The organism is Paenibacillus sp. FSL R10-2788, from assembly GCF_038003885.1.
Classification (GTDB): Bacteria; Bacillota; Bacilli; order Paenibacillales; family Paenibacillaceae; genus Paenibacillus_AQ; species Paenibacillus_AQ odorifer.
The window spans coordinates 4760167-4781574 of sequence record NZ_JBBOQA010000001.1; the positions used below are offsets into that span (position 1 = coordinate 4760167).

The following is a 21408-nucleotide window of genomic DNA, read 5'->3' on the forward strand; positions in this document are numbered from 1 at the left end:
AAAAGAAAAGCTAAGAAAAACTAAAATCCAATAGATCTTCCATCCACAGCTAACATTGCTTCTCCGATAATCTCCGAAAGGGTAGGGTGAGCATGTATAGCTTCACCAATCTCCCAAGGTGTTGCATCCAGAAGCTGTGCCAAGGCCGCTTCTCCAATTAAATCGGTCACATGAGGACCAATCATCTGCACACCAAGAATATCTCCACTGCTACGATCGGCAACAACTTTGACAAATCCGTCCTTCTGGCCATATACAATTGCCTTGCCAATGGCCGAAAATGGGAACTTGCCAATCACTACAACATGTCCAAGCTCTTTAGCTTCCTTCACGGTGTAGCCCACACTTGCTACCTCAGGCCGAGTATAGACACAACGTGGTACTAAATGTGTATGGTAAGGATGTAGCTTCTCACCAGATAGATGGTTAACCGCCATAATCCCTTCATGACTGGCTGCATGAGCCAATTGAAGCCCGCCGATGCAGTCACCAATCGCATAAATATGCGGTTCTGCCGTCTGCATACTAGCGTTTACAGCAATAATCCCTTTGTCAAAGCGAATATCTGTGTTTTCAAGACCAATATTCTCGATGTTGGCCACTCTGCCTACGGATACAAGCAATTTTTCTGCGGATAGGCTTTGACTTTGCTCTCCCTTACGGGCTTCGATCGAAATTCCATCCTCCGTTACCTGGCAGGTTGCAGCATCCACTGTAGTTTCAGTCAGTACCTTAACACCACGCTTTTTCAACAACCGTTGCAGTTCCTTAGCTATCTCTTCATCCTCTTGAGGCAGTAACTGACCTGCCGCTTCAACCACAGTCACCTGCACTCCAAAATCAGCCAGCATTGAAGCCCATTCGACACCAATTACACCGCCGCCCACAATAATGATAGAAGATGGCAGCTCTTCGAGCGTGAGCGCTTCATCACTGCTAAGAATCACTTTCCCGTCTGGTTCGAGACCAGGCAATACTCGTGGGCGTGAGCCCGTAGCGATAATAAGATGGCTGGAAACTACTGTTTCCATCTCCCCATCTTCCAGTTCCACAGCTACAGCACCGCTGCGCGGAGAAAAAATAGAAGGACCCGTTACGCGCCCTTTACCTTTGACAACTTGTATTTTATTTTTGCGCATCAAATATTGTACGCCTTGATGAAGTTGCTCAACTACAGCTTCTTTGCGTTTCTGTACCTTTGGGAATACCAGCTGTACACCGCTTGTCTCAATGCCATAGCTCTCACTCTCATTGATTTCAGCATATACCTCTGCACTACGGAGCAGTGATTTACTAGGAATGCAGCCCCGATGCAGACAGGTTCCTCCCAGTTTGTCCATTTCGATGACGACAACGGACTTTCCAAGCTGTGCAGCGCGAATAGCCGCCACATACCCTCCAGTACCTCCGCCAAGTATGGCCACGTCACATGAAATTGTCATGATATGTATCCTCCAGTCATTACACGTAAGTTCATTTTACTTAGTATATTGTACTCTCTTTTTGCTCTATTACAAAACTTATAAACGTCATATGCAAATGGACTTTTTCTTGCTAAAGCGTTATCATATGGGTGAATCTAAAGGGCTAAGAGGGGTAGGAGACACTTATGAAACTGTTAATTTCACGCTTCATTGCCATCCTTATTCTTGTGTTTCCGGGCTTAATAGCAATGAAGGGCTTCCTTATGATGAAGGATGATATTTTTGATTACATATCCATGCATGGTGATGATACCGTTGTGCCCCACTTTGCTTGGCTGCATTTCGGTGGTGGATTGCTGCTCTTCGCAGCTGGCATGACTTTCCTTGGTGGCTGGATTCTGGCTAGGGACCGTAAGAAGAATTACGTAGGTCCAAGGTTCAAGGAGAAGCAAAAGGCGAAACAAGCCGGAACGCAGGAAACGATCTCTTAAGATGCTATACTAAACTTAGAATCAGCATTTTCATCTCATCATTTGTTCATCTGATCATATGAATCTCGAATCGCACACAATCAAGCCTTATTACCCTGCTGATTGTAATTTGTACAATAGATTTCCCCACATTCAAACCCTCCCAGCTCACCCGATCTGGTGCTCGTTATCTATCACAAATAACATAAAGGCGAGAACTTCATGGACGCAATCTGCGCTCCCTGAAAATTCTCGCCTTTTTCTTAAATACCCGCCTTATCAAGCGCCTCTTTCCGCCGCCCCTGTACCAACTCACTGTACAGTCCGCTTTGCTTCAGCAGCTCTTCATGAGAGCCTTGCTGCAATAATCTGCCGCCCTGAAGCACAAGAATTCGATCAGCCGCACGAATCGTGCCAAGTCTATGAGCGATGACGAAGCTCGTTCGCCCTTTCATCAGCGCCTGCAGCCCTTCCTGAATCTTGATCTCGGTCACTGTATCAATACTGCTGGTTGCTTCATCAAGCACAAGCATAGAGGGGTTAGCAAGAATCGCTCTCGCAATGGAGAGCAGCTGCTTCTGCCCTTGGCTTATACCGCTGCCATCCGCCGAGAGCATCCGTTCATAACCTTCGGGCATTCGCATAATAAAAGAATGGGCATTGGCCAGCTTAGCCGCCTCTTCAACCTCTTCATCGGACGCATCCAGCCTCCCGTACCGGATGTTATCGCGGATACTCCCTTTGAACAAAAAGGAATCCTGCAATACAAAGGCCATATGACTTCTCAAGCTTTCCCGCCGAATCGAAGTGATATCTAAGCCATCCAGCGTGATTTTCCCCTGATTAGGATCATAAAAACGGGATAACAGCCCTATTAGCGTTGTTTTGCCTGCACCGGTAGGTCCAACTAAAGCGATCATCTCACCAGGCTTCGCTTCAAAGCTGATATCCTGCAGCGTGTTAGAACCTCCATCATAAGAAAAAGCTACATTTTCAAACTTCACCGCACCCTGTACAGTTTCAAGTGATATGGCTGCACCTTCATCTTTAGCCTCGGTCTCTTCGTCCAGCACTTCAAACACCCGTTCTGCCCCTGCCACCGCTGAAAGCAAGGTATTCCACTGATTCGCTAAATCATTAAGCGGACGAGTAAACTGGCGGGTATATTCAACGAATACGATGATCACACCCACTGTAATCGACCCACGGATCGCAAGCAGACCACCAATTCCTGCAACAATGGCGAAGCTGAGATTATTAAGACCATTCATAAGCTTGGGGATGAAACCAGAAATGGACTGCGCCCAGTAACCTGACAGCATAATTCGCTTGTTGCGTTCATGAAAACCGGAGATGACCCGTTCCTCTTGTGAAAAAGCCTTGATAATCCGTTGTCCGGATAAGGTCTCCTCAATATAACCGTTAAGCTCCCCTACATTGCGCTGACGTTCTTTAAATAGTGGACCTGTACGGCGTGTAATCCAGCGCATGCCTAACAACATCAAAGGCACGACGAGGAATGTGAGCAGCGTCAACAAGGGACTAAGCCACAGCATAACCCCTACGGTTCCCAGCAAGGTTAAGACACTTGAAAATATCTGAATAGCCGAGCTATTCAACGTAGAGCTGACGTTCTCGATATCATTGGTAAGACGGCTCATAATTTCTCCCTGCTGTCTCCGATTAAAAAAGGAAATGGGCAGACGGTGTAAATGGGAGAATAGCTCCGTACGCATCCGTAATACAGTTTCTTGAGCAATTTCGATCATCCATATGTTTTGCAGCCAAGAAGTCAGAGAATAAAAAATGTACACACAAGCAAGGCTTGTCAGAAAAACAACCCATGAGCGCCCGCCGGTACCTTCCAGATAATTATCCACCGCTCTGCCAATCATGTATGGCCCCAGCAGCGCTAGCGCTGAGCTGAAGACAACCATGATCAGTACAAGAATAAGCTTGGCTTTACGCTCAGCTAGATAACTCCAGATCCGGATCAGCGTCCCTGACCAATCCTTCGCCTTTGCTTTGGGTTTGCCGCCAGATGCTGTCCCTAGACTTCGTCCCACGCCAAGTTCAAAGTTCGGTTTAGGATGACGAAAAGGTTCAATTAATGCTTTGAACATGCTGCTTCGCCTCCTCTACCTGTGATTCATAAATCTTGCGGTACAGCTCGGAGCTTGCCATAAGCTCCTTATGCGAGCCTTTGCCAATTAATCGTCCCTCATCCAGCAACAGGATCAAATCGGCTGATGCCGTTGAACTGATTTTCTGAGTAATCAAAAAGGTTGTACAGGAGATATCCTTTAGCGCCTCCAGCAAAAGCCCTTCCGTAACCGCATCAAGTGCACTGGTGCTGTCATCAAGGATCAACATAGCCGGTTTCCTAACAAGTGCGCGGGCAATCGTTAACCGCTGCTTTTGTCCGCCGGAGAGATTAACCCCTCGTTGACCAAGCATCGTGTCATAGCCATCCGGCAACCCTTTTACCGTCTCGTGAATTTGTGCAGCCGCCGCTGCTTGTTGGATTTGTTCCAGTGTGGCGTGTTCATTGCCCCATGCAATATTATTGCGGATTGATCCGCTGAAAAGCTGCAATTCCTGAGGCACATAACCTATCGATCTCCGCAGTCTGAAAATATCAATATCAGCACTTTTTTCACCGTCAATCCAAATGGTGCCGTCAGTCTCTTCATACAAGCGCGGAATCAGACTCACGAGTGAGGATTTTCCAGATCCGGTCGCCCCCATAATCGCTACTCGCTCACCAGCAGCTACTTCAAAATGAATGTCCTCCAGGACAGAGATATCACTATTAGGATACTTAAAGCAAACGCCTTCAAATTTAACGTGGCCCTGAATCGGTTCGCCTTGCAAAGTCCCGCCTTCATGAACTCCAGCTCCCGCTTCCATAACTTCTGAAACACGCTGAGAGGAGGCCCGAGCGCGGGAAAACGTTACAACAAGACCAGATATCGCTGATAGTGCTCCAATCGTTCGCAAGGAGTAATTAATAACAGCAACAGTCTGACCCAAAGTAGCATCCCCATTGGAAATGGCTATCCGTCCAAACCATAAAATCGCCAAAATCGCCGCATTCACAATAAGCATAACAAAAGGCATCGTCGTCTCAGTCAAACGCAAGGCAGACACCGTTGATCTCATCAAATTCCCGCTAAATACCGTGAAACGTTCAATCTCATACCCCATACGCACAAATACGCGGATCAAGCGAATACCCGTAAGATTCTCCTGAATCACGCCATTAACTCCGTCTAAACGCTGCTGGACCGTACGAAATAACAAGGAAGCTTTTCTCATAATCCAGTAGAGGAAAAAAATCAACAAAGGTAACGCCACCGTCAGCAGTAATCCCAGCTTCACATGAACAACTAACGCCATAATCACACTGCCTACCACAACAAGTGGCACCCGTGTCATAAAGCGCAAGCTCATAAAAATAGTATCCTGCAGCTGTGATACATCACCAGTCAGACGGGTAATCAGTGACGAGGTAGCAAAACGATTGAATACTTCATACGTAAAAGACTGTACCTTTTCGTACAATTTGTCCCTAAGATCGAACGCAAAGCTCTGACTTGCATGGGCAGCAAAAAAAGAACTGAGTACCCCGGCTGTAAACGCAACTACCGCGCTGCCGATCAATATACTGCCCCACAGCCATACTACAGAGGTATCTTTTTCTCGGATCCCTAAGTCAATGATTTTGGAAATGATCAAAGGCTGTGATAATTCTACCGTCAATTCAATGAGCATCATTACAAGGGCAGCTATTGCAGCTACCTTATATTTTTTGAGAAAAGAGAAAATCAAAGCCATTCGCATACCCTCTTTTTCTATTCGTACAGTGCATCCCTTAACCGAGTTGACATCGTGGAAGCCTGTCCAGTTTTCAGTATTGCTCGACGCAGTGCTTTATTACTCCGATTCAATTCCACCAAATCCGCCATCATTTCTTCCAGCAAGCTTTCAGTGTCACTGGATAAATCTCCATTCTGCTGCAAAAGAGCTAACCGTTCCTTATATTCATCTAATCTTTCAGTCACACTTATTACTTCCTTTCCCATCTCTTATTACCACTTATCATACCACATCCAATCAATCGCAATGTTTTCACTGGATACATCCGATCCGAATATGATACTCTAATAAGGTCGCATTTTTAAGATATGATCATTGTTTTTACGAAAGGATAGATGGAAGTGGCACAATTGTTTTTCAAATACGGAGCAATGAACAGTGGTAAATCTATTGAGATACTCAAGGTTGCACATAATTATGAAGAGCAGGGGAAATCGGTGCTTATTTTCACTCCATCCATAGACGACCGGGACGAGGTTGGTTTTATTTCTTCTCGTATTGGGCTTCGGAAACAAGCAATCCCCATCGATGAGAACACAGATATTTATAATATCGTCAGCAGTAACCAACCTAAACCACACTGTGTACTTATTGATGAATGTCAATTTCTAAGCAAGGAATGTATTCTCCAGCTAGTGCGTATCGTTGATGAGCTGGGTATTCCGGTAATGGCCTTCGGACTTAAAAATGATTTTCAGAATCAGTTATTTGAAGGCAGCAAATATATGCTGATCTACGCTGATAAAATTGAGGAAATGAAGACGATCTGCTGGTTCTGCGAGCGCAAAGCTACTATGGCTCTACGAGTAGAAAACGGCAAGCCCGTATATAGCGGCAAGCAAATCCAGATTGGTGGTAATGAAGCTTACTATCCGGTATGCCGCAAATGTCACAAGAATCCACCGCTATAGCCGTGTATAAAAAGCATCCCAAAGCCATAAAGGCTATTGGAATGCTTTTTTGATTAAGAAGATATTACCCTAAATATCTTTCTTTAAGAATATTCAAATGATGATGGTCATGTCCAATCATAATGCAGGCCTGAGCTCTCGCAGAAAGAGTAGCCTCGTTAACAGTTCCCTTCCGGATCCATGCTTCCTCCGGCAGAGTTTCCATTAGGAGTAATGTCGATTCTCGAACAAGATTGTAGTGGGCCAGCAACGCTTTTAAAGTGTGCGCTTCGAAATTGGCGGTAAGTACATAGTCTTTCTCTTCAAAACCCGGCAGTGGAGTCGTATCCCCTCTGGCGATGCACAATAAACGGTAGGACATGATTCTTCCGGTATCAGCCAGATGTCCGACCATTTCCTTGATACTCCATTTCTCCGGAGCGTAACGATAGTCCCCTTGTTCTTCCGTAAGATTCGAAATAAAAGTGCAAATCTCATCCGTCTGCTCTCTAAAAATAGTAATGATGTCTCCTTCAGCTGGCACTAAATCGACATATTTTGATAATTCTTCGAGATACTCACTGCTTTCTGGACGTCGATCCATGTCTAAACCCCTCTCATTTTGAATTTTTTTGAAAAAATAGGAGGAAAATTATACTGTAGTTGTTGTATTTTAGCTCATTTTATACGATACTTGCAATAATAGGGTTGGTTAAACTAGAAGTCATCGGGAGTGTCGGCATGCTAGATTTTATTCTTTTTATGATATTTTCAATACTTGAGACTTATGCGATGTTCTTTCTGGCTTTCAAAATTTTCAAAATTGACTTATATCATAAAGAGATGGTGTTTGCTAGTTTTATTATGGGCTTTTTTTCTTATACAATTAGGATCAACTATGGGATGTTTCCATTAGATATTTTCTCACAATATGCACTAATGTTTTGTTTTATGTGGATGTTATTCCGGATTCATCCCTTCTACGCTTCTATATTAACCGGGATGACCTATCAAGCATACTTGGTGATTCAGACCAGTCTTATGTATCTATTAAACTCTGTAATCATCATGCCTCTAAATATCTTGAACCCGATTACCAAAAACATGATCACAATGCAGGTTTTATCAGCATTAACCGCGATTCTCATTGGTATGTATGTAGGTCATAAACGTATTGGATATGACTTTGTACCTGATAAACCCGATGTAAAAATTAAACCAACGACTAATGAAAAAATATTATTCGCTCTTAATCTTCCTACAATAATTGTCGTTACTTCACTCAACTACTTTTTTGAATCTCGTTTCTTTTTCATAATCCCATTTCTCTATGGAATACTATTATGGGGATATCTATATTTCTCATACAAAAAGGACAGAAATAATTATGAATCATTTATCTCTTAAAATTGTTGAGTTCATTAAGAAAAGTAATCCAGAGCAAACGCATTCTATTGAAATCATGCATTATGCCCTTAGCATTATTCTGAATACTTTATTAATTATTATGACTTCATTATGCATTGGCGGGCTCACTGGACAGCTAAAAGAAACATTCTTAGCCTTATTCAGTTTCATACTCCTAAGAATGTCATCTGGTGGTGTGCATTTAAAATCCGCAAGGTCCTGCAATATTGTATCTATCTTTATCTGTTCACTTATCCCTCATATTACCTATCTAATACATAACCATTTGATTTGGATTAATCTTTTTTCTTTACTTGTAATGATCTTATGTGCTCCGAATCCTGATGTTAATGCTCAAATCCCCAAAGAATGGTATTTGGGTTTAAAGATCATTTCCATAATTCTGGTTTCTTTGAATTTTTGGATCCATTCGTCTGTCATTGGATTGGCATTTTTAGTTCAATCCTTTACAGTTATAATCCCATTACAAAGGAGGTCAATCAGATGAAAAAAACCTTAGCTCGTTATGCTTCTAACCTACTGGGTACTTCTGCTCAAGTTTTTACAAAAATTCTAAAACCAGCAGCTTACAGCCCTGAAATTCCAAAAGAACTGCGCAAGTAATTAAACAAGGATGGGGAAAAGATGCGTGTCTTACAGAAAGACGGTTCCTCTAGTGATATTCTAGAGGAAGATATATTGTATTTCTCGAATTATAAAAATACAATATTCGTCCATACGAAAGAAGGCGAATTTATTCTCCCCACCACGCTTTCCGATCTTTCCGTAGCGTATGAGGGTAAGGGATTCGAACGCCTTGACCGCAGCAATGTCGTCAATATCAACAACATAGAAGGCTATGATCCCGGGCGGAAGATTGTATGCTTTAATCAAGGTACGCAGTTCACTACTGTTTCGGAATCCAATGAACCTCGCCTTAAGAAGTATCTTGCTTCACAAAAGAAAAAACCGTCAGAATAAAATTCAGTTTTTAATAATCCCGGCATGTTCACACATGCCGGGATTATTTTATTAAAAATTGAAACTTTTTAGCATTTTCCTCAAAATCGCACATTATGCCATAATAATCCTCAAATGTAAAGATAAATTCGTAGGATGAATGACAGGAGACGGATCCTATTCCAAATGATACCATATAGATAAACCTATAATAAAAACAATTAATGATGGAGGATCATAATGAATTACTATTTTCATCCCTCTCCACGCCCCTCATCCCTGGAATCGATATCTGACGAGGATTTACTAAGAATCTATGAGCTAGCGGTTGATGCCCATGCATTACCGGATTTCATTGAAATTATTAAAGATATCATGAGAAGTAGAAATCTCATAGATTCTGAAAATATATAACATCCCCTTCCCCATTAAATTCACACTGACGCATGGTACACATTTTTCTCCAGCTTCAACCAACAATAAGCTCCTTAGGTCGCCTTAAGTTAAGTACATAAACATAAAAAAGGTAGAGCCTCCGCGGCCCTACCTTTTTTAAATGCACATATGATGGTTAATCTCAGATAAAAATAATGCTCTATTCTGTAATTTCTGTTTTGAAAACATTCTCCAATTTGCCGCCGAGTCTTTTCTTCAAAGGAACTTTAATATCTCTGCCCAATTCTTTAAAGAAAGTTTCAACATCACATTTCACATTTTTTGCAGTTGCGATTACCGCACCATCACCAACAATGTTTTGATTCGCTTCAAGAGGAACATCAACTTCGATGTCATACTTTTTGGATAATGTCTTGATGTAACGTGCGAAGATCTCCAGCAATTCCTCGTTATTAAAATTCTCTATAGCGACTTTGCCCTTGCTGGTAAACTTCATGTTAATTTTCATTATTAATATCCCCTTTTCTGTCAAACCATTTTTAGTTGTTAGTTTATGGATCAAGATGAATAGATGGCTGCAAGAAAGGGCAACATTCATTCATTTTTGAGATCATTAGCAAAAGGCATACATTATTTATAAGCACCCTTTATTTGTTGTACTTTAAACTGAGTAAATTCTTTAAGTGCTTGTATGACCTGATCCTGTTCCTCTTCCTTCAGTTCATAAACGCACTCCCGTAGCCACTCGCCAAATAGAAAGGCTTGACGCCCTTTACGGGGGCTCTTTCTTAAGGAGTCGAGGTTACCCTCAAACTTATCGTTCAGGACATCGGTCAGATTGTATTTCTCAATCTTCTCTATTACCATTCCTGCCCCATATTCCGTTTCGTAAACTATAACTTCATTCGAATCAAAGGAAACGTACGATGTTTCTTTCCCTTCCTTCGCTCTGAATTCCTTAAGCTTGTTAAAGGCTGTCTCGTAGATATAATCTTGAGACTGTTTGAGCTGTGGCAGCTCATATCCTTGCTTCAAGGTCTTGATATATTCAATATCTGGCATATAATCTGCCAAATGGTACATCCGATTCTTCAGATCCGTTCCAAGCGCTTCAATGATCTTGTCCAGATTGTCTTTAAGCGGAATGCTCTCTCCACGTTCGATTTTGCTGAGCTGTGAGTAACTTATACCGCTCTTTTCTTCCAGTCCTCTTAAGGTTAACCCTCTCGTCTTTCTGATGTGCCGAATGAAATTACCCAGCTCATCGGGATAGTTCTCAAAATCATTCATGGGAGTCACCTCCCTACTATCATAACACAACATAACAATTTGTGTTGGCTAATAACAATTATTCCTTGTTTTTACTTGCCTCTGAAGAGCAATTCCCAGTATTCCACGCCCAATATAACCCTATCTTTACAAAATACCGGAAAAAGACTCAGCGCTCGTCTGTAAGGATTTGGAATATGCTCGATACTCGCCTCAGTTTTACTATACGCTTAAACCCCATCTGTATTCTGCATCTTATCTTCCGTTTACTGACTCAGTTTACTTACTTTACTCATCTAGCTCACCTTCTCAACTTGCTCACTTTACTCACTTGACTTACCTAGCTCACTTGGCTCACATAGCTCACCTTACTCACCTTACTCACCTTACTCACCTTACTCACCTTATTAACTCAATTCTACTTCATCGGACCGAGGAGACCTTATTAAGCTGATTTCTGCCATTCTGCTCAGCTATCGGACTCAAATGCAGCTATTCATTAAAATATATTACGATTCCGTGCAAAAGTATGACAATAAGAGCTATGGAGTCCGAAAAATTGGAAAAATAGACCAAAAAGTTCAAATAGCGGCAATACAGTCCGTTACGATCCCAAACCATCGAGGCTATCTGTTAAAACAAACTTTCTTGATAAAAGTAGCTCGTCCGAGCCAAACTTACCAAGTGTGCGTCGCTGTTGGCGCACTTTAGCTTTAGCGTACCTCAGTGAGCGTACTTTAGCTTTAGCACACCTCAGCGAGCGTGCCTCAGCTTTATTGTACCTTAGCGAGCGTGCCTTAGTTCTCTGTTCTCCATATACACTTACCTTTTGTGTCACACCCTTATTTTTACTTTTACTCCGCTTCCCCCTCAGTGTATTCATGCGTGCGTATCCTGCGTATATCCCACTAATCCAATTATCAAAAAAACAGCCAGTCCCTATAAACCTGAGACTGGCCATAATCATTACTCCATAACACTCAGCAGGTTGAGGATCATCTGTGCACTTTCAGCACGTGTTCCGTTTTGGTCCGGTGCAAATTGCCCTTCAGCACGTCCTTGCATCAAACCAAGTCTGTACACTTCACTGATTGCCTCTTGAGCCCACTGTGGAGCAAGACCAATATCATTGAATGCCGAAATGTTACGGCTAGCCACAGATACACTACTCTTGGTGTAAGCTTAAAGTCCATTGGGAACACCCGTAGCAAAACCGGGGATTTCATAGAAATCACCGTTGATCCCTGCGATCACTCGGTTTCCAGGCGAATCCGCATACATGGCCATTTCGGTAACGCCCTTCATACCGTATACCTTTCCATCCTTCGTACCTGCCCGCAGCTCCAAATTTCCTTGTTGCGGGTTGAACTCCACTGCATGTATCTTTTGTAAACCACGTTCATTCTGGAGATCTATCCAGGTATACATCGCCCCGGGTGCAAGCTCTGTTTGGCGAACATCAATAACGGTTCCGTAATCTGTTGCTGGTAAATATAAATCAGAAATGGAAGCGCGAACAATTGCTCCCGGTTGTAACAACGAAATCAACAAAACAAAGATAATAACAACATTAATTTGCCTAAGATACCATCTCACTATGTTGACATCCTCCCCACTTGGCTGTCCTAATATCGATCTGAGCTTGGACAACATCATAGGGTTAATATTAACTAGGAAGCGTAAAGGTTAGATAAAATTTACCAAGGCATACTGTTAACTTCGTCTAATCATTTCATCAAATTCATGCTTTAGCCTGTTGATAAATCTCCGGGCGGTCTGGGAGGTCTGTTTTGAAGCAGAGACAATAGCTCCTGAATATTTCGCACGGGTATCTGGTGATCGTAACTCGATGGTTTTCATGAAGGCTGGAGAACCCTCTGATATTTTCAGAAACGAATAATCCAGACCAATTGTGATGGCCAGTCCTTCTGCAACTGCATTCTCAATCGCCCGTGTGTTGTTACTTACAAAAAGCAAATTGATCGGCCCATAGCCAGATAAATATCGCTCTACATAGTCCTTAATGTAAGAATCATCGTATAAAACCAACGTCTGCCCCACTAACTGAGCAGGTGTAAGGATGGAATTCAGGGCAAGCGGTGAGTGAGGATGTACACCGACTACAATCTTTCCTTCCACTAACCGTTCAAACTTAACCCCTTTATATTTGTCAGGCATTCCCTCCGGCGAGACCATAAGTCCAATGTCCATTTCATCCTGCAGTACATTATCCAGAATTTCTTTAGGTCCCTTTTCAAAAATCTCTATTTTCACATTTGGAAAATCTGCCTTAAAGCTAGAGATTACCTTCACCATCAAATGCATGGGTCCAGGTATCGTAGCAATTTTCAAATGACCACTTAACGTATCGCTGTAAATCTGTGCTTCTTCTTTTAATTCATTTACTTTCATCAGGACTTCATTTGCTTTGCTAATAATGGCATTTCCTTCTGCTGTGGGAACCGCCTTTTGCCCGCGCGAACGGATGAACAAAGTAACTCCCAGCTCAGCCTCCAGCATGGTAATGGACTGGCTCATTGCGGATAGAGTGATATGACGATTCTGAGCTGCTTTGGTTAAAGAACCAATCTTTGCGACTTCTACGATATTCTCGCACTGCTCCAAATTCATTTGAATCACCCCTTAAGTTAATCTTTACTTAATAACTATTAAATTTACTTAAATTTTAATTAATTTAGACAAGTGCTACAATGTAAATAAGTTAGTAAGTAACCATTTTTACTATATCAACTTTCATTTCTAGTATAACTATATTTCTCGAGGAGGAAACTCAAATGACAGACAAAAGAGTAGCCGTAATAACAGGTGGAGCCAGTGGAATCGGGAAACAAACCGCCATTAAATTTGCAAGTAAAGGTGATCAAGTTGTCGTTGCCGATTTCAATCAACAATTAGGTGAAGAAACGGTAGCACAAATTATTAAAGATGGTGGCGAAGCTATTTTCGTCAAAACTGACGTCTCAAAATACGAAGAAGTTGAAGCACTCGTTCAGAAAACTGTAGATACTTATGGAAGAATTGACGTAATGTTCAACAATGCCGGCATCGGCCGCGTCACTCCTGTACTAGACCAAGACCTTAAGGATTATCATAGTGTCATTAATGTCAATCAGCATGGCGTAGCCCATGGGATTATCGCTGCTGGTAAAAAAATGCGTGAGCTCGGCATTAAAGGTGTGATCATCAATACAGCTTCTGTATTTGGATTCCTAGCTTCCCCAGGTACATTCGCATATCACGCTTCCAAAGGTGCGGTCATTATGATGACTAAATCCGCAGCACTAGAACTTTCCGTCCATGGTATCCGCGTGCTTGCCGTTGCTCCAGGCGCTGTGGATACGCCAATTATCCAAGGATATAAAGATCAAGGAATGGTCGACCAAATGAAGAGTAAAGTAATGGGTAACAAATTAACATTGCCTGAACAAGTTGCAGACACTGTATACTTGCTCTCCTTACCAGAAGCTAGTGCAATTAACGGTAGTGTTGTAATGGCTGATGAAGGTTATGCTTCATTTAAATAAAATTTCGGGTGAAAAAAATCCAAGGCTTCCCACAGGGGAGGTCCTTGGATTTTTTTTTATAGTATTCAATAGATACACCTTACTCCCAAGTCCTCTGTTCATTAATCTCCAGCTTACGTTTAAAAGCCTGCTCCAGATCAATGCCAAGTTTATTGGCCAGATCAAAAATATTCCACACCACATCGTACATCTCGTATCCCAAGTTTTCTTTCCGCTCTGCATCTGGATGAAAAGATACGGACAAAACTTCTTTGGACAACTCCCCAACCTCAGTCATTAAGTACAGCATTCTCTGCTCAATGGTGCTGGTATCAAACCCTTTGATTTCACTGAACTCCTTAACATACTGTTGAAACTCTGCTGCATTCATTTCCTTACGCCTCGCTTTTTGGGTAAAAATCCCTATGTTCTATTGCTGCCTTAGGTTTAGATGGCTTGAATTGATTAATATTATACTACAAGGCAATTCGAGCAGTACTCATTTATGTTCTTTGCTTCCTCCCCTGCTTCATTAATAGCCGCCTCTACTTCTTATCTTCTGCAGAAACATCCGGAAAAAATGGCCGCCCTTCCGGATAGGTTAATTGATTCAGCTGATCGCCAACCCATGCTTCGCCGTCTTCGCCCATTTCTTTTTTCCAAATAGGCACGATTTCTTTAATCCGGTCAATCACATATTCATTCGCTTCGTAAGCGGCCTTACGGTGCGGCGAGGATACAGCGATCACAACGGCGATATCAGTGATTTCAAGTTTTCCTATCCTATGGGTTACAGCAACCATAGTATTTGGCCAACGCTCATTCACTTCCTGCCCGATTCGTTCCAATTGCGCTACAGCCATGAGCGGATAAGCTTCATATTCAAGATATAATGTCCGCTTACCCTGCGTGAACTCCCGTACAGTGCCTAGGAATAAGGTAATCGCTCCCGCTTCTCTACGCAGGACTTTATCAGATACCTCCGCTGGTGTGATCGGTCCGTCTGTAATTTCAAATAATGAACTGCCCATGTGATCACTCCCTTTCGATAGATGCAGCAAATCCTTATATTGCTCAGGTGTATCTACATCTACAGTGAAATCCTCATATATACCAGCACCAGCAAGGTCGCCCTTATCTACCCCTAACCAATGCATCGAATCTAATAATCCTGATAGCTGGTACTGTCGTGTTTCCAGTCTATCAATGATACTTGGCAAAATCAGGTGCGGCCGATATACCCCATGGAGCATCTGATGCTTACCGTTAATGATGGGAAGAACAGCATCATAGTCGCCTTCCTTGAACCGGGTGAGCATCCACGAAGCTGCAGGGGCTGAAATATTAGGACTATCGCATCCGACAACCCAAGCATAATCCGTTTCCACCCTGACAAAAGCGGCATGAAACCCGCTTAAGGGTCCATGCCCTTCATAGATGTCCGGTAGAAAAATGAGACCGGATGGAAGACAATCCTCATACAGGGATGCATCTTTCGTAACAATAATGATCTTGGAGCAAAGGGTACGCATCTCCTTCACCTGTCTAACAATAAAATGCTCCCCGTGATAGGTCAGGAGCGCTTTATTCCGACCCTTCATCCGGGAATTCTGTCCCCCTGCCAGTATTATTCCAGTCAGCACAATGTGCACCTCCTGTAAGGGAATCTCCTTCTCTTATGTCAGGGATTCCTATATTAGATTGAAGCAGCGACAAAGCCAGGTTGAGGACCTCCTGATCTATAAGAGCTTGATCCCTTAAAAGTAGTACAGGGGTAGTATTCTTGCTTACCACAGACGTTACACTTTTCATATTAGCGTCCTCCTCCCAGCTTAACCACATATAAATATTCGTTGCTTGACTTCGCAGATTTATCATTTCATTTACATTGCGGATCAAGGCGATTTTGGGATAATCTGCAGATTTGAACCCTTCAGCAATCAGCAGATCAACCTTACCATACATAGACTGTACGATTTCTTCTAATGAAGTCTCGGACTTCCGCATTATTCTTGTAGCCTCAGACGATGTCAGTACGGTTTCAATCGCACCGTGCAGCAGATGCCTGCTGCTGTCTGTACCCGGATCATCTAATTGAAAATGGTGAGCATCGTGTTTAGCAGACCCGACGCGTATACCTTGAGTAGATAGAGCTCGAATTAAACGGCAGGCAAGTGTTGTTTTTCCGCTATTCTTGTACCCGACAATTTGTAATACAGGAACCGGACCCTGTACTGTTGCATGATGAGATTCCATACTCACGATGTTTACTCCTTTTCTTAAAATGATTAGTGCTTCAAATCACCCGGGTCCCCTCAAGGAAAAACGTATAGTTAAAGAGTATGGCATCCTCGCATGCCATGATATTTCAGGGTAGGAGGATGTTTACTATGAAGAAGTATATCCCTAACCAGCACGGCGCCTGGGCGATGCTCGTCCTTCCCTTTCTGTTCGGGGTAGCCGCATCCCAGGGGCAACCGATACATATTCCGCTGTTTGCTTGCTGGCTTCTGATCTATTTGTTCAGTTTTCCTTTACTGCAGGGGGTGAAGACAGGAAGATTTAAACGCTATGCCCAGCCCTTGAAGGTATATGGAATTCTGCTACTCCCTTTGATCGTCTATCTGGTAGTAGCCGAACCTAAGTTGTTATGGTTTGTTCTACCGCTCGTGCCTTTGTTCGCTGTAAATCTCTATTATGCAAAAACTAAAAATGAACGTGCCCTGCTCAATGATATCTCGGCCATTTTGGCATTTTGCCTGATCATTTATCCGGTCTTCTACGTCGGTCAGGGAGAAAGCTGGCGGACAGCGACCGAGTTGTTCCTGCTGGCTGTCCTGTACTTTGTCGGAACCGCTTTGTATGTCAAAACCATCATCCGTGAACGAAATAATATTAGCTTCTATTACGGATCTGTTCTATATCACCTGCTGGTTGCAGCAGCCGGGCTGTTCCTGTTTCCATCTCTGCTTGTTCCGCTGCTCATCCTGCTTGTGCGGGCAGCTGTCCTGCCAAAGACGGGCATCACAGTAAAACGTACCGGAATCATCGAAATTGGCTTCTCCTTTATGTTATATGTGTCTGTGCTCGTGTTGTACTTCTAGTATACAGTTGTAAAAAACCAGAAAGCTCATCTGCCGGTAATCCGGGTAGAGGAGCTTCCTTGTTGTTGCGTTAGTCTATTCTGCGATCATTTCCGGATTGCTCGATCCTGGAGGTACAATAAGGATACATTGCTCAGCCAAAAATGATCTGCCATCCGGCTCGATCAACAGCTGAAATTGCATTCTGCTCTTTAACCTCCAATATAGGACATGCCGATCTTTGTTCTGTTCTTCACGGTTTGTTCTGTCCGCTCATCGGAGTAACGGTCTGTCCGCTGCTCCCATACATCCCTAATGGCTAGCAGCAGGCTTTGGTCACTCGCCCCGCTGCGGAGCATTTCCCTGAGATCAAAACCGTCTGATGCGAACAGGCAAGTGTACAATTTGCCGTCGGAAGACAGCCGGGCACGTGTACAGGAAGAGCAGAACGATTCAGATACGGAAGTAATAAAACCGACCTCGGTACAGCTACCCTTGTGCCGGTACCTTTTGGCTACCTCGCCAAAATAATTATGGTCCTGTGCTTCCAGTTCAAATGAGCCTTGGAGGCGCTCCAGTATTTCCCGTTTGGTTACAACCTTCTCATAGCTCCAGCCGTTATCGTTGCCGGCATCCATAAACTCAATGAACCGCAAAGTTATATTCTTATCCTTGAAATAGGCAGCCATCGGTACAATCTCCGATTCGTTCACACCTCTTTGTACCACCATGTTTACTTTGACCTCAAACCCGGCTTCTACGGCATGATCAATATGACGCAGAATTAATCCAGACGTAAAGCCCCGTCCGTTCATTTTTCCAAACCGCTTATGCTCCAAAGCATCCAAGCTGACGTTCAGTCTGCGGAGTCCCGCAGCATACAGTGGCGCTGCCTGCGCACCGAGCAGTACCCCATTCGTCGTCAGTCCCATATCTTTTACACCGCCGATAGCGCGGATTCCCGCAACAAGCTCAGGCAGATTACGCCGCATAAGCGGCTCGCCACCGGTCAACCGGATTTTGCTTACTCCAAGGGATACGAACAGCTTCGTCAGCCGGCAGATTTCCTCAAAGGTTAACAGCTCGCTTGCGGGGAGGAATGCATAATCATCACCGAACACTTCCTTCGGCATGCAGTAGGAACAGCGGAAATTGCACCGGTCTGTTACCGAAATCCGCAAATCATGGATAGGCCGTCGCAATTGATCCTTTAGTGGATGTGCATTCATGACTCTTATCTCCCTTCCGGTAGGCTTACAGTACCCATTTATCAGTACCTTCTTCAACACCCAGAAGCAGTACATCAACAAGATCACCTGCGGCGTAACCTCTTGTCCCGCCCGGCAGCACAATCAGCGAATTCCCGCGTGCGATGGAAGATACGGCATTAGATTTATTGAAACCGGCAGGACGCACCGAGGTGCGGTCATGAACAGCCCGGATAAACCGGGTGAACGGATTGGCCTTTGGGTAATCCTCTGCCAGTACCGCCGTCGTGCGCGGCAGATAAATTTTATCCGCTCCCATCATTTTGAGCAGGGCGGGTCTAACAAACAGCTCGAAGCCTGTGAAGCAGGCAGAAGGATTGCCGGACAGTCCGAACAAGTACTTATCCCCGGCAACCGCAACTGTGGTCACGCTGCCCGGACGCATCGCCACCTTGTTGAACAGCACATCAGCCCCGAGACGGTTATATATTTCCGGCAGGTAGTCATAATCACCGACGGACACACCTCCCGTTGTGATCAGGCAGTCTGTTTCTGTCATTGCCTTCCGCACCGTCAGCAGGCATGCTTCCAGTTGGTCTGCGGCTGTATCATACATCCGGTAAGGAATACCCATCCGGGCGAGCTGGGCTGCGATCATCGGTCCGTTACTGTTGCGGATTTTGCCGGGTGCAAGCTGTGCTGTCACCTCCAGCAGTTCGGTTCCCGTAGACAATATCCCTACTACCGGCCGCTTACCGACCTGAACATACCCATAACCGAATGTAGCCAGCAGCGCTACAATCCCGGGATGAATGAAGCTGCCGGCCGGAACGATCATTTCTCCTGACCGCATATCTTCACCCTTCAGGGACAGATTCTCCTGTGGCGCAAAAGCTTTACGGATTGTAAACGTATGACCTGCTGCTGTGGCCTGTTCAAACATAACTACAGCATCCGCTCCTGCCGGCAGCGCCGCTCCCGTCATCAGACGGACAGCTTCGCATGGCCCAATTGCAATCTGAGATACTGCCCCTGCGCCGATATGATCTACTACAGTAAAGCTGATCCTGTTATTACCGGAAGCACCGGCAGAATCTGCCGAAGAAATTGCATATCCGTCATAGGGTGATCGGGTAAAATGCGGAACATCATGGGTTGCCGTCAGCGGCTCCGCCAGGATCCGTCCATAGCTTTCAGCAAGTGGAATCCTTTCTGTACCTATGCGACATGCTCTTTCAGTTACCCGGAATACAGCTTCGGCAACGGTAACCGGAGTTCTGGTCTTTTCCACCTTCATCTGCTCCTAACTTAGTGCCGTACTAAAAAACGGTTCATCCGGTTATTTCTCCGTAATATCGCTGAATGTGCCTACATACCGGACATCTTCGCCGGTCTCATCCTTTACAGCGCTGATATTCAGCCACTGCAAATACTCTTCCCCGCCCTTGCGCTTGTTCCAGATTTCACCCTGCCACATCCCCTTCTCCCTGACTTCGCTCCACATTAAGCGGTAGAACTCCTTGGATTGGCGGCCTGACTTCAGAATGCTGGGCTGTCTGCCAAGAACTTCGTCTTCCGTATAGCCGGTGAGCTTCGTGAACGCCGGATTGACGGTCTTGATCAGACCGGAGACATCCGTAACCAGAATCCCCTGTCCGGTAGAATTGAACACTTCAGAGGTAAGCGCAAGCCGGTCCTGAAAATAGATCCACACTACCAGCACCAGACTGGCCAGCGCTACCTGAGAGAGCAGCATGAACCCGATGGAATATTGCCCTGTAGCCGAATAAATCACCGACAGCATAATGGGAGGGAAAAAACCGCCCAGACCGCCCATCATCGATACGATCCCGTTGGCGACACCCGCCTGCTTATTGAAGTACAGTGGGACTAATTTGAATATGACTCCGTTACCGATTCCCGCGCTGAACGCAATAGCAAGGCAACCTACTGTATATAAGCCCATGTCAGGCATAAATGCCAGGATGATTGCTGCAACCGTATAAATACTGAATGTGCCGGTAAGCAGAAACAAAGGCTGGAACTTGTCGGCAAGCCAGCCGCCTATCGGCCGGAAGAAGGTCGCAACGGCAATGAAGCCGGCTGTGCGCATCCCGGCATCCACTTTTTCCAGACCGAAGTTCGAAACTAGAAAGTTCGGCAGATAAATAGTGAAGGCAACGAAGGAGCCAAAGGTTATGAAATAGAACAAGGAGAAAAGCCAGAGCTTTTCATTTTTGGACACGCCCTTGATCTGTTCAATAATCGGCGTTTTGAGTTTAGGCTCATGACGATCCCCAAAGAAGAAATTTAATGCGATAAATACCAGTAACAGGATAAGATACATTTTAACCGCGGGTGCCCAGCCAATCTGTGCTGCCACAATCGGAGCCGAGAAGGTAGTGACAGCTGTTCCGATATTCCCGATCCCGTAGATTCCGTTGACCAGACCATGCTTATCTTTAGGGAAATACTTCGGCAAAGAGGTTACACCTACCGAAAAAACGGCTCCGCCGATTCCCAGGAACAAACCTCCGATAATTAAATGAGTGACCGAGGATGCTTCACTGATGAAATATACCGGAAACAAAAGCAGGATAAAGCTGAACATAAAAATAATGCGTGCTCCCAGAATGTTTGCATAATAGCCTAAAGGAATCCTTAGAATAGAGCCGAGCACCACCGGAATAGCCGTGACCATCGCTAGCCGCCCCGGAGGAATGCTGATATCCTCGGAAATAAAGGGCATCAGGGAAGAGATGATCACCCACACCATGAATCCAGTAATCAAGTTTAATGTTTGTAGCGGCAATTGCATTTTTTTAATCATTCGACTCACCTTTTCGCCGTTTATTCTCTTGATTATTCATACCAATACTTCCTGTACTCATTGTATCC

General features: G+C 44.3%; 25 protein-coding genes and 1 pseudogene. 9 read left to right on the forward strand and 17 right to left on the reverse strand.

Features of this window, described 5'->3' with window-relative positions:
* Positions 1–20 precede the first annotated feature (20 nt).
* The gene (gene lpdA / locus NSQ50_RS21215; protein ID WP_076223019.1) at positions 21–1442 is read right to left on the reverse strand and encodes a dihydrolipoyl dehydrogenase; all 1422 of its coding nucleotides are present in this window, start codon (positions 1440–1442) and stop codon (positions 21–23) included.
* Positions 1443–1609: 167 nt separating this feature from the next.
* On the opposite strand from lpdA, the gene NSQ50_RS21220 reads away from it, so the two are divergent.
* The gene (locus tag NSQ50_RS21220; protein ID WP_038572486.1) at positions 1610–1915 is read left to right on the forward strand and encodes a DUF2627 domain-containing protein; all 306 of its coding nucleotides are present in this window, start codon (positions 1610–1612) and stop codon (positions 1913–1915) included.
* Positions 1916–2157: 242 nt separating this feature from the next.
* Here NSQ50_RS21220 and NSQ50_RS21225 read toward each other — a convergent pair whose 3' ends face one another.
* Genes NSQ50_RS21225 through NSQ50_RS21235 form a run of 3 tightly spaced genes read right to left on the reverse strand, consistent with a single transcriptional unit; the run spans position 2158 to position 5958 of the window.
* Entirely contained in the window at positions 2158–4017 is a 1860-nt protein-coding gene (locus NSQ50_RS21225) for an ABC transporter ATP-binding protein (RefSeq protein WP_038572487.1), read from the reverse strand.
* A complete protein-coding gene (locus tag NSQ50_RS21230) occupies positions 3998–5731 on the reverse strand; it encodes an ABC transporter ATP-binding protein (protein WP_038572489.1) in 1734 nt (577 codons plus the stop codon). Before NSQ50_RS21230 ends, NSQ50_RS21225 begins: the two co-directional genes overlap by 20 nt.
* Before the next feature lie 17 nt (positions 5732–5748).
* Positions 5749–5958 carry a hypothetical protein gene (locus NSQ50_RS21235; protein WP_139329853.1) on the reverse strand — a complete coding sequence of 70 codons (210 nt, stop codon included), beginning with the start codon at positions 5956–5958 and terminating at the stop codon, positions 5749–5751.
* Between the two features lie 156 nt (positions 5959–6114).
* On the opposite strand from NSQ50_RS21235, the gene NSQ50_RS21240 reads away from it, so the two are divergent.
* A complete protein-coding gene (locus tag NSQ50_RS21240) occupies positions 6115–6684 on the forward strand; it encodes a thymidine kinase (RefSeq protein WP_036676019.1) in 570 nt (189 codons plus the stop codon).
* 64 nt (positions 6685–6748) lie between these two features.
* Here NSQ50_RS21240 and NSQ50_RS21245 read toward each other — a convergent pair whose 3' ends face one another.
* The gene (locus NSQ50_RS21245) at positions 6749–7267 is read right to left on the reverse strand and encodes a DinB family protein (protein WP_038572491.1); all 519 of its coding nucleotides are present in this window, start codon (positions 7265–7267) and stop codon (positions 6749–6751) included.
* Between the two features lie 137 nt (positions 7268–7404).
* Between NSQ50_RS21245 and NSQ50_RS21250 the strand changes: the two genes are divergently transcribed.
* The 5 genes from NSQ50_RS21250 (at position 7405) to sda (ending at position 9444) form a co-directional block, all read left to right on the forward strand.
* A complete protein-coding gene (locus NSQ50_RS21250) occupies positions 7405–8070 on the forward strand; it encodes a hypothetical protein (RefSeq protein WP_169744791.1) in 666 nt (221 codons plus the stop codon).
* The gene (locus tag NSQ50_RS31630; RefSeq protein ID WP_051490897.1) at positions 8051–8578 is read left to right on the forward strand and encodes an accessory gene regulator ArgB-like protein; all 528 of its coding nucleotides are present in this window, start codon (positions 8051–8053) and stop codon (positions 8576–8578) included. The genes NSQ50_RS21250 and NSQ50_RS31630 overlap by 20 nt, the downstream gene beginning before the upstream one ends.
* On the forward strand, positions 8575–8694 hold the full coding sequence (locus NSQ50_RS21255; RefSeq protein ID WP_139329854.1) for a cyclic lactone autoinducer peptide: 120 nt from the start codon (positions 8575–8577) through the stop codon (positions 8692–8694). Before NSQ50_RS31630 ends, NSQ50_RS21255 begins: the two co-directional genes overlap by 4 nt.
* Positions 8695–8715: 21 nt before the next feature.
* Entirely contained in the window at positions 8716–9051 is a 336-nt protein-coding gene (locus NSQ50_RS21260; protein WP_036676016.1) for a LytTR family DNA-binding domain-containing protein, read from the forward strand.
* A 219-nt stretch (positions 9052–9270) separates the two neighbouring features.
* Positions 9271–9444 carry a sporulation histidine kinase inhibitor Sda gene (gene sda, locus NSQ50_RS31635; RefSeq protein WP_080742544.1) on the forward strand — a complete coding sequence of 58 codons (174 nt, stop codon included), beginning with the start codon at positions 9271–9273 and terminating at the stop codon, positions 9442–9444.
* Positions 9445–9625: 181 nt separating this feature from the next.
* Here sda and NSQ50_RS21265 read toward each other — a convergent pair whose 3' ends face one another.
* The 5 genes from NSQ50_RS21265 to NSQ50_RS21285 form a co-directional block, all read right to left on the reverse strand.
* Positions 9626–9934, reverse strand: a complete 309-nt coding sequence (locus tag NSQ50_RS21265; RefSeq protein ID WP_036676014.1) for a hypothetical protein — start codon at positions 9932–9934, stop codon at positions 9626–9628.
* 122 nt (positions 9935–10056) lie between these two features.
* Positions 10057–10716 carry a helix-turn-helix domain-containing protein gene (locus NSQ50_RS21270; protein WP_036676012.1) on the reverse strand — a complete coding sequence of 220 codons (660 nt, stop codon included), beginning with the start codon at positions 10714–10716 and terminating at the stop codon, positions 10057–10059.
* A gap of 945 nt (positions 10717–11661) precedes the next feature.
* On the reverse strand, positions 11662–11853 hold the full coding sequence (locus NSQ50_RS21275; RefSeq protein ID WP_076223017.1) for an S-layer homology domain-containing protein: 192 nt from the start codon (positions 11851–11853) through the stop codon (positions 11662–11664).
* Between the two features lie 24 nt (positions 11854–11877).
* Positions 11878–12291: a hypothetical protein gene (locus tag NSQ50_RS21280; protein WP_038572498.1), complete on the reverse strand. Its 414-nt coding sequence runs from the start codon at positions 12289–12291 to the stop codon at positions 11878–11880.
* A 117-nt stretch (positions 12292–12408) separates the two neighbouring features.
* Positions 12409–13326 (reverse strand): LysR family transcriptional regulator, encoded by a 918-nt coding sequence (locus NSQ50_RS21285; protein ID WP_036676007.1) that lies wholly within the window; start codon positions 13324–13326, stop codon positions 12409–12411.
* Between the two features lie 164 nt (positions 13327–13490).
* Here NSQ50_RS21285 and NSQ50_RS21290 point away from each other — a divergent pair, with 164 nt between their 5' ends.
* Positions 13491–14240 carry an SDR family NAD(P)-dependent oxidoreductase gene (locus tag NSQ50_RS21290; RefSeq protein ID WP_036676006.1) on the forward strand — a complete coding sequence of 250 codons (750 nt, stop codon included), beginning with the start codon at positions 13491–13493 and terminating at the stop codon, positions 14238–14240.
* 79 nt (positions 14241–14319) lie between these two features.
* Here NSQ50_RS21290 and NSQ50_RS21295 read toward each other — a convergent pair whose 3' ends face one another.
* From NSQ50_RS21295 to mobB, 4 genes and pseudogenes are all read right to left on the reverse strand, one after another.
* Complete coding sequence (locus NSQ50_RS21295) at positions 14320–14610, reverse strand: MazG nucleotide pyrophosphohydrolase domain-containing protein (RefSeq protein WP_036676004.1); 291 nt, start codon at positions 14608–14610, stop codon at positions 14320–14322.
* Positions 14611–14764: 154 nt separating this feature from the next.
* Positions 14765–15250: a molybdenum cofactor biosynthesis protein MoaE gene (locus NSQ50_RS21300; protein WP_038574689.1), complete on the reverse strand. Its 486-nt coding sequence runs from the start codon at positions 15248–15250 to the stop codon at positions 14765–14767.
* A 252-nt stretch (positions 15251–15502) separates the two neighbouring features.
* Positions 15503–15820 (reverse strand): annotated as a pseudogene (gene mobA, locus NSQ50_RS21305) (molybdenum cofactor guanylyltransferase); the annotation flags it as partial.
* Entirely contained in the window at positions 15804–16475 is a 672-nt protein-coding gene (gene mobB / locus NSQ50_RS21310; protein WP_244886529.1) for a molybdopterin-guanine dinucleotide biosynthesis protein B, read from the reverse strand. The gene mobB and the pseudogene mobA, both read right to left, overlap by 17 nt.
* A 134-nt stretch (positions 16476–16609) precedes the next feature.
* Here mobB and NSQ50_RS21315 point away from each other — a divergent pair, with 134 nt between their 5' ends.
* The gene (locus NSQ50_RS21315) at positions 16610–17323 is read left to right on the forward strand and encodes a YwiC-like family protein (RefSeq protein ID WP_169744792.1); all 714 of its coding nucleotides are present in this window, start codon (positions 16610–16612) and stop codon (positions 17321–17323) included.
* Between the two features lie 191 nt (positions 17324–17514).
* On the opposite strand, the gene moaA is transcribed toward NSQ50_RS21315, so the two are convergent.
* Genes moaA through NSQ50_RS21330 form a run of 3 tightly spaced genes read right to left on the reverse strand, consistent with a single transcriptional unit; the run spans position 17515 to position 21340 of the window.
* Complete coding sequence (gene moaA / locus NSQ50_RS21320) at positions 17515–18531, reverse strand: GTP 3',8-cyclase MoaA (RefSeq protein ID WP_076146983.1); 1017 nt, start codon at positions 18529–18531, stop codon at positions 17515–17517.
* Positions 18532–18556: 25 nt separating this feature from the next.
* The gene (locus tag NSQ50_RS21325) at positions 18557–19807 is read right to left on the reverse strand and encodes a molybdopterin molybdotransferase MoeA (RefSeq protein ID WP_036675999.1); all 1251 of its coding nucleotides are present in this window, start codon (positions 19805–19807) and stop codon (positions 18557–18559) included.
* Positions 19808–19849: 42 nt separating this feature from the next.
* Positions 19850–21340, reverse strand: a complete 1491-nt coding sequence (locus NSQ50_RS21330; protein ID WP_036675998.1) for a nitrate/nitrite transporter — start codon at positions 21338–21340, stop codon at positions 19850–19852.
* Positions 21341–21408: the final 68 nt, after the last annotated feature.

Excerpts from the sequence above, each read along its gene's own strand:
- NSQ50_RS21245 (WP_038572491.1), bottom strand. The coding sequence starts at position 7,267 with ATGGATCGACGTCCAGAAAGCAGTGAGTATCTCGAAGAATTATCAAAA.
- lpdA (WP_076223019.1), bottom strand. The coding sequence starts at position 1,442 with ATGACAATTTCATGTGACGTGGCCATACTTGGCGGAGGTACTGGAGGG.
- NSQ50_RS21220 (WP_038572486.1), top strand. The coding sequence starts at position 1,610 with ATGAAACTGTTAATTTCACGCTTCATTGCCATCCTTATTCTTGTGTTT.
- NSQ50_RS21315 (WP_169744792.1), top strand. The coding sequence starts at position 16,610 with ATGAAGAAGTATATCCCTAACCAGCACGGCGCCTGGGCGATGCTCGTC.
- moaA (WP_076146983.1), bottom strand. The coding sequence starts at position 18,531 with ATGAATGCACATCCACTAAAGGATCAATTGCGACGGCCTATCCATGAT.
- NSQ50_RS21325 (WP_036675999.1), bottom strand. The coding sequence starts at position 19,807 with ATGAAGGTGGAAAAGACCAGAACTCCGGTTACCGTTGCCGAAGCTGTA.
- sda (WP_080742544.1), top strand. The coding sequence starts at position 9,271 with ATGAATTACTATTTTCATCCCTCTCCACGCCCCTCATCCCTGGAATCG.
- NSQ50_RS21255 (WP_139329854.1), top strand. The coding sequence starts at position 8,575 with ATGAAAAAAACCTTAGCTCGTTATGCTTCTAACCTACTGGGTACTTCT.
- NSQ50_RS21265 (WP_036676014.1), bottom strand. The coding sequence starts at position 9,934 with ATGAAAATTAACATGAAGTTTACCAGCAAGGGCAAAGTCGCTATAGAG.
- NSQ50_RS21230 (WP_038572489.1), bottom strand. The coding sequence starts at position 5,731 with ATGGCTTTGATTTTCTCTTTTCTCAAAAAATATAAGGTAGCTGCAATA.
- NSQ50_RS21250 (WP_169744791.1), top strand. The coding sequence starts at position 7,405 with ATGCTAGATTTTATTCTTTTTATGATATTTTCAATACTTGAGACTTAT.
- NSQ50_RS21290 (WP_036676006.1), top strand. The coding sequence starts at position 13,491 with ATGACAGACAAAAGAGTAGCCGTAATAACAGGTGGAGCCAGTGGAATC.
- NSQ50_RS21260 (WP_036676016.1), top strand. The coding sequence starts at position 8,716 with ATGCGTGTCTTACAGAAAGACGGTTCCTCTAGTGATATTCTAGAGGAA.
- NSQ50_RS21270 (WP_036676012.1), bottom strand. The coding sequence starts at position 10,716 with ATGAATGATTTTGAGAACTATCCCGATGAGCTGGGTAATTTCATTCGG.
- NSQ50_RS21295 (WP_036676004.1), bottom strand. The coding sequence starts at position 14,610 with ATGAATGCAGCAGAGTTTCAACAGTATGTTAAGGAGTTCAGTGAAATC.
- NSQ50_RS21300 (WP_038574689.1), bottom strand. The coding sequence starts at position 15,250 with ATGGGCAGTTCATTATTTGAAATTACAGACGGACCGATCACACCAGCG.
- NSQ50_RS21225 (WP_038572487.1), bottom strand. The coding sequence starts at position 4,017 with ATGTTCAAAGCATTAATTGAACCTTTTCGTCATCCTAAACCGAACTTT.
- NSQ50_RS21330 (WP_036675998.1), bottom strand. The coding sequence starts at position 21,340 with ATGATTAAAAAAATGCAATTGCCGCTACAAACATTAAACTTGATTACT.
- mobB (WP_244886529.1), bottom strand. The coding sequence starts at position 16,475 with ATGGAATCTCATCATGCAACAGTACAGGGTCCGGTTCCTGTATTACAA.
- NSQ50_RS21285 (WP_036676007.1), bottom strand. The coding sequence starts at position 13,326 with ATGAATTTGGAGCAGTGCGAGAATATCGTAGAAGTCGCAAAGATTGGT.
- NSQ50_RS31630 (WP_051490897.1), top strand. The coding sequence starts at position 8,051 with ATGAATCATTTATCTCTTAAAATTGTTGAGTTCATTAAGAAAAGTAAT.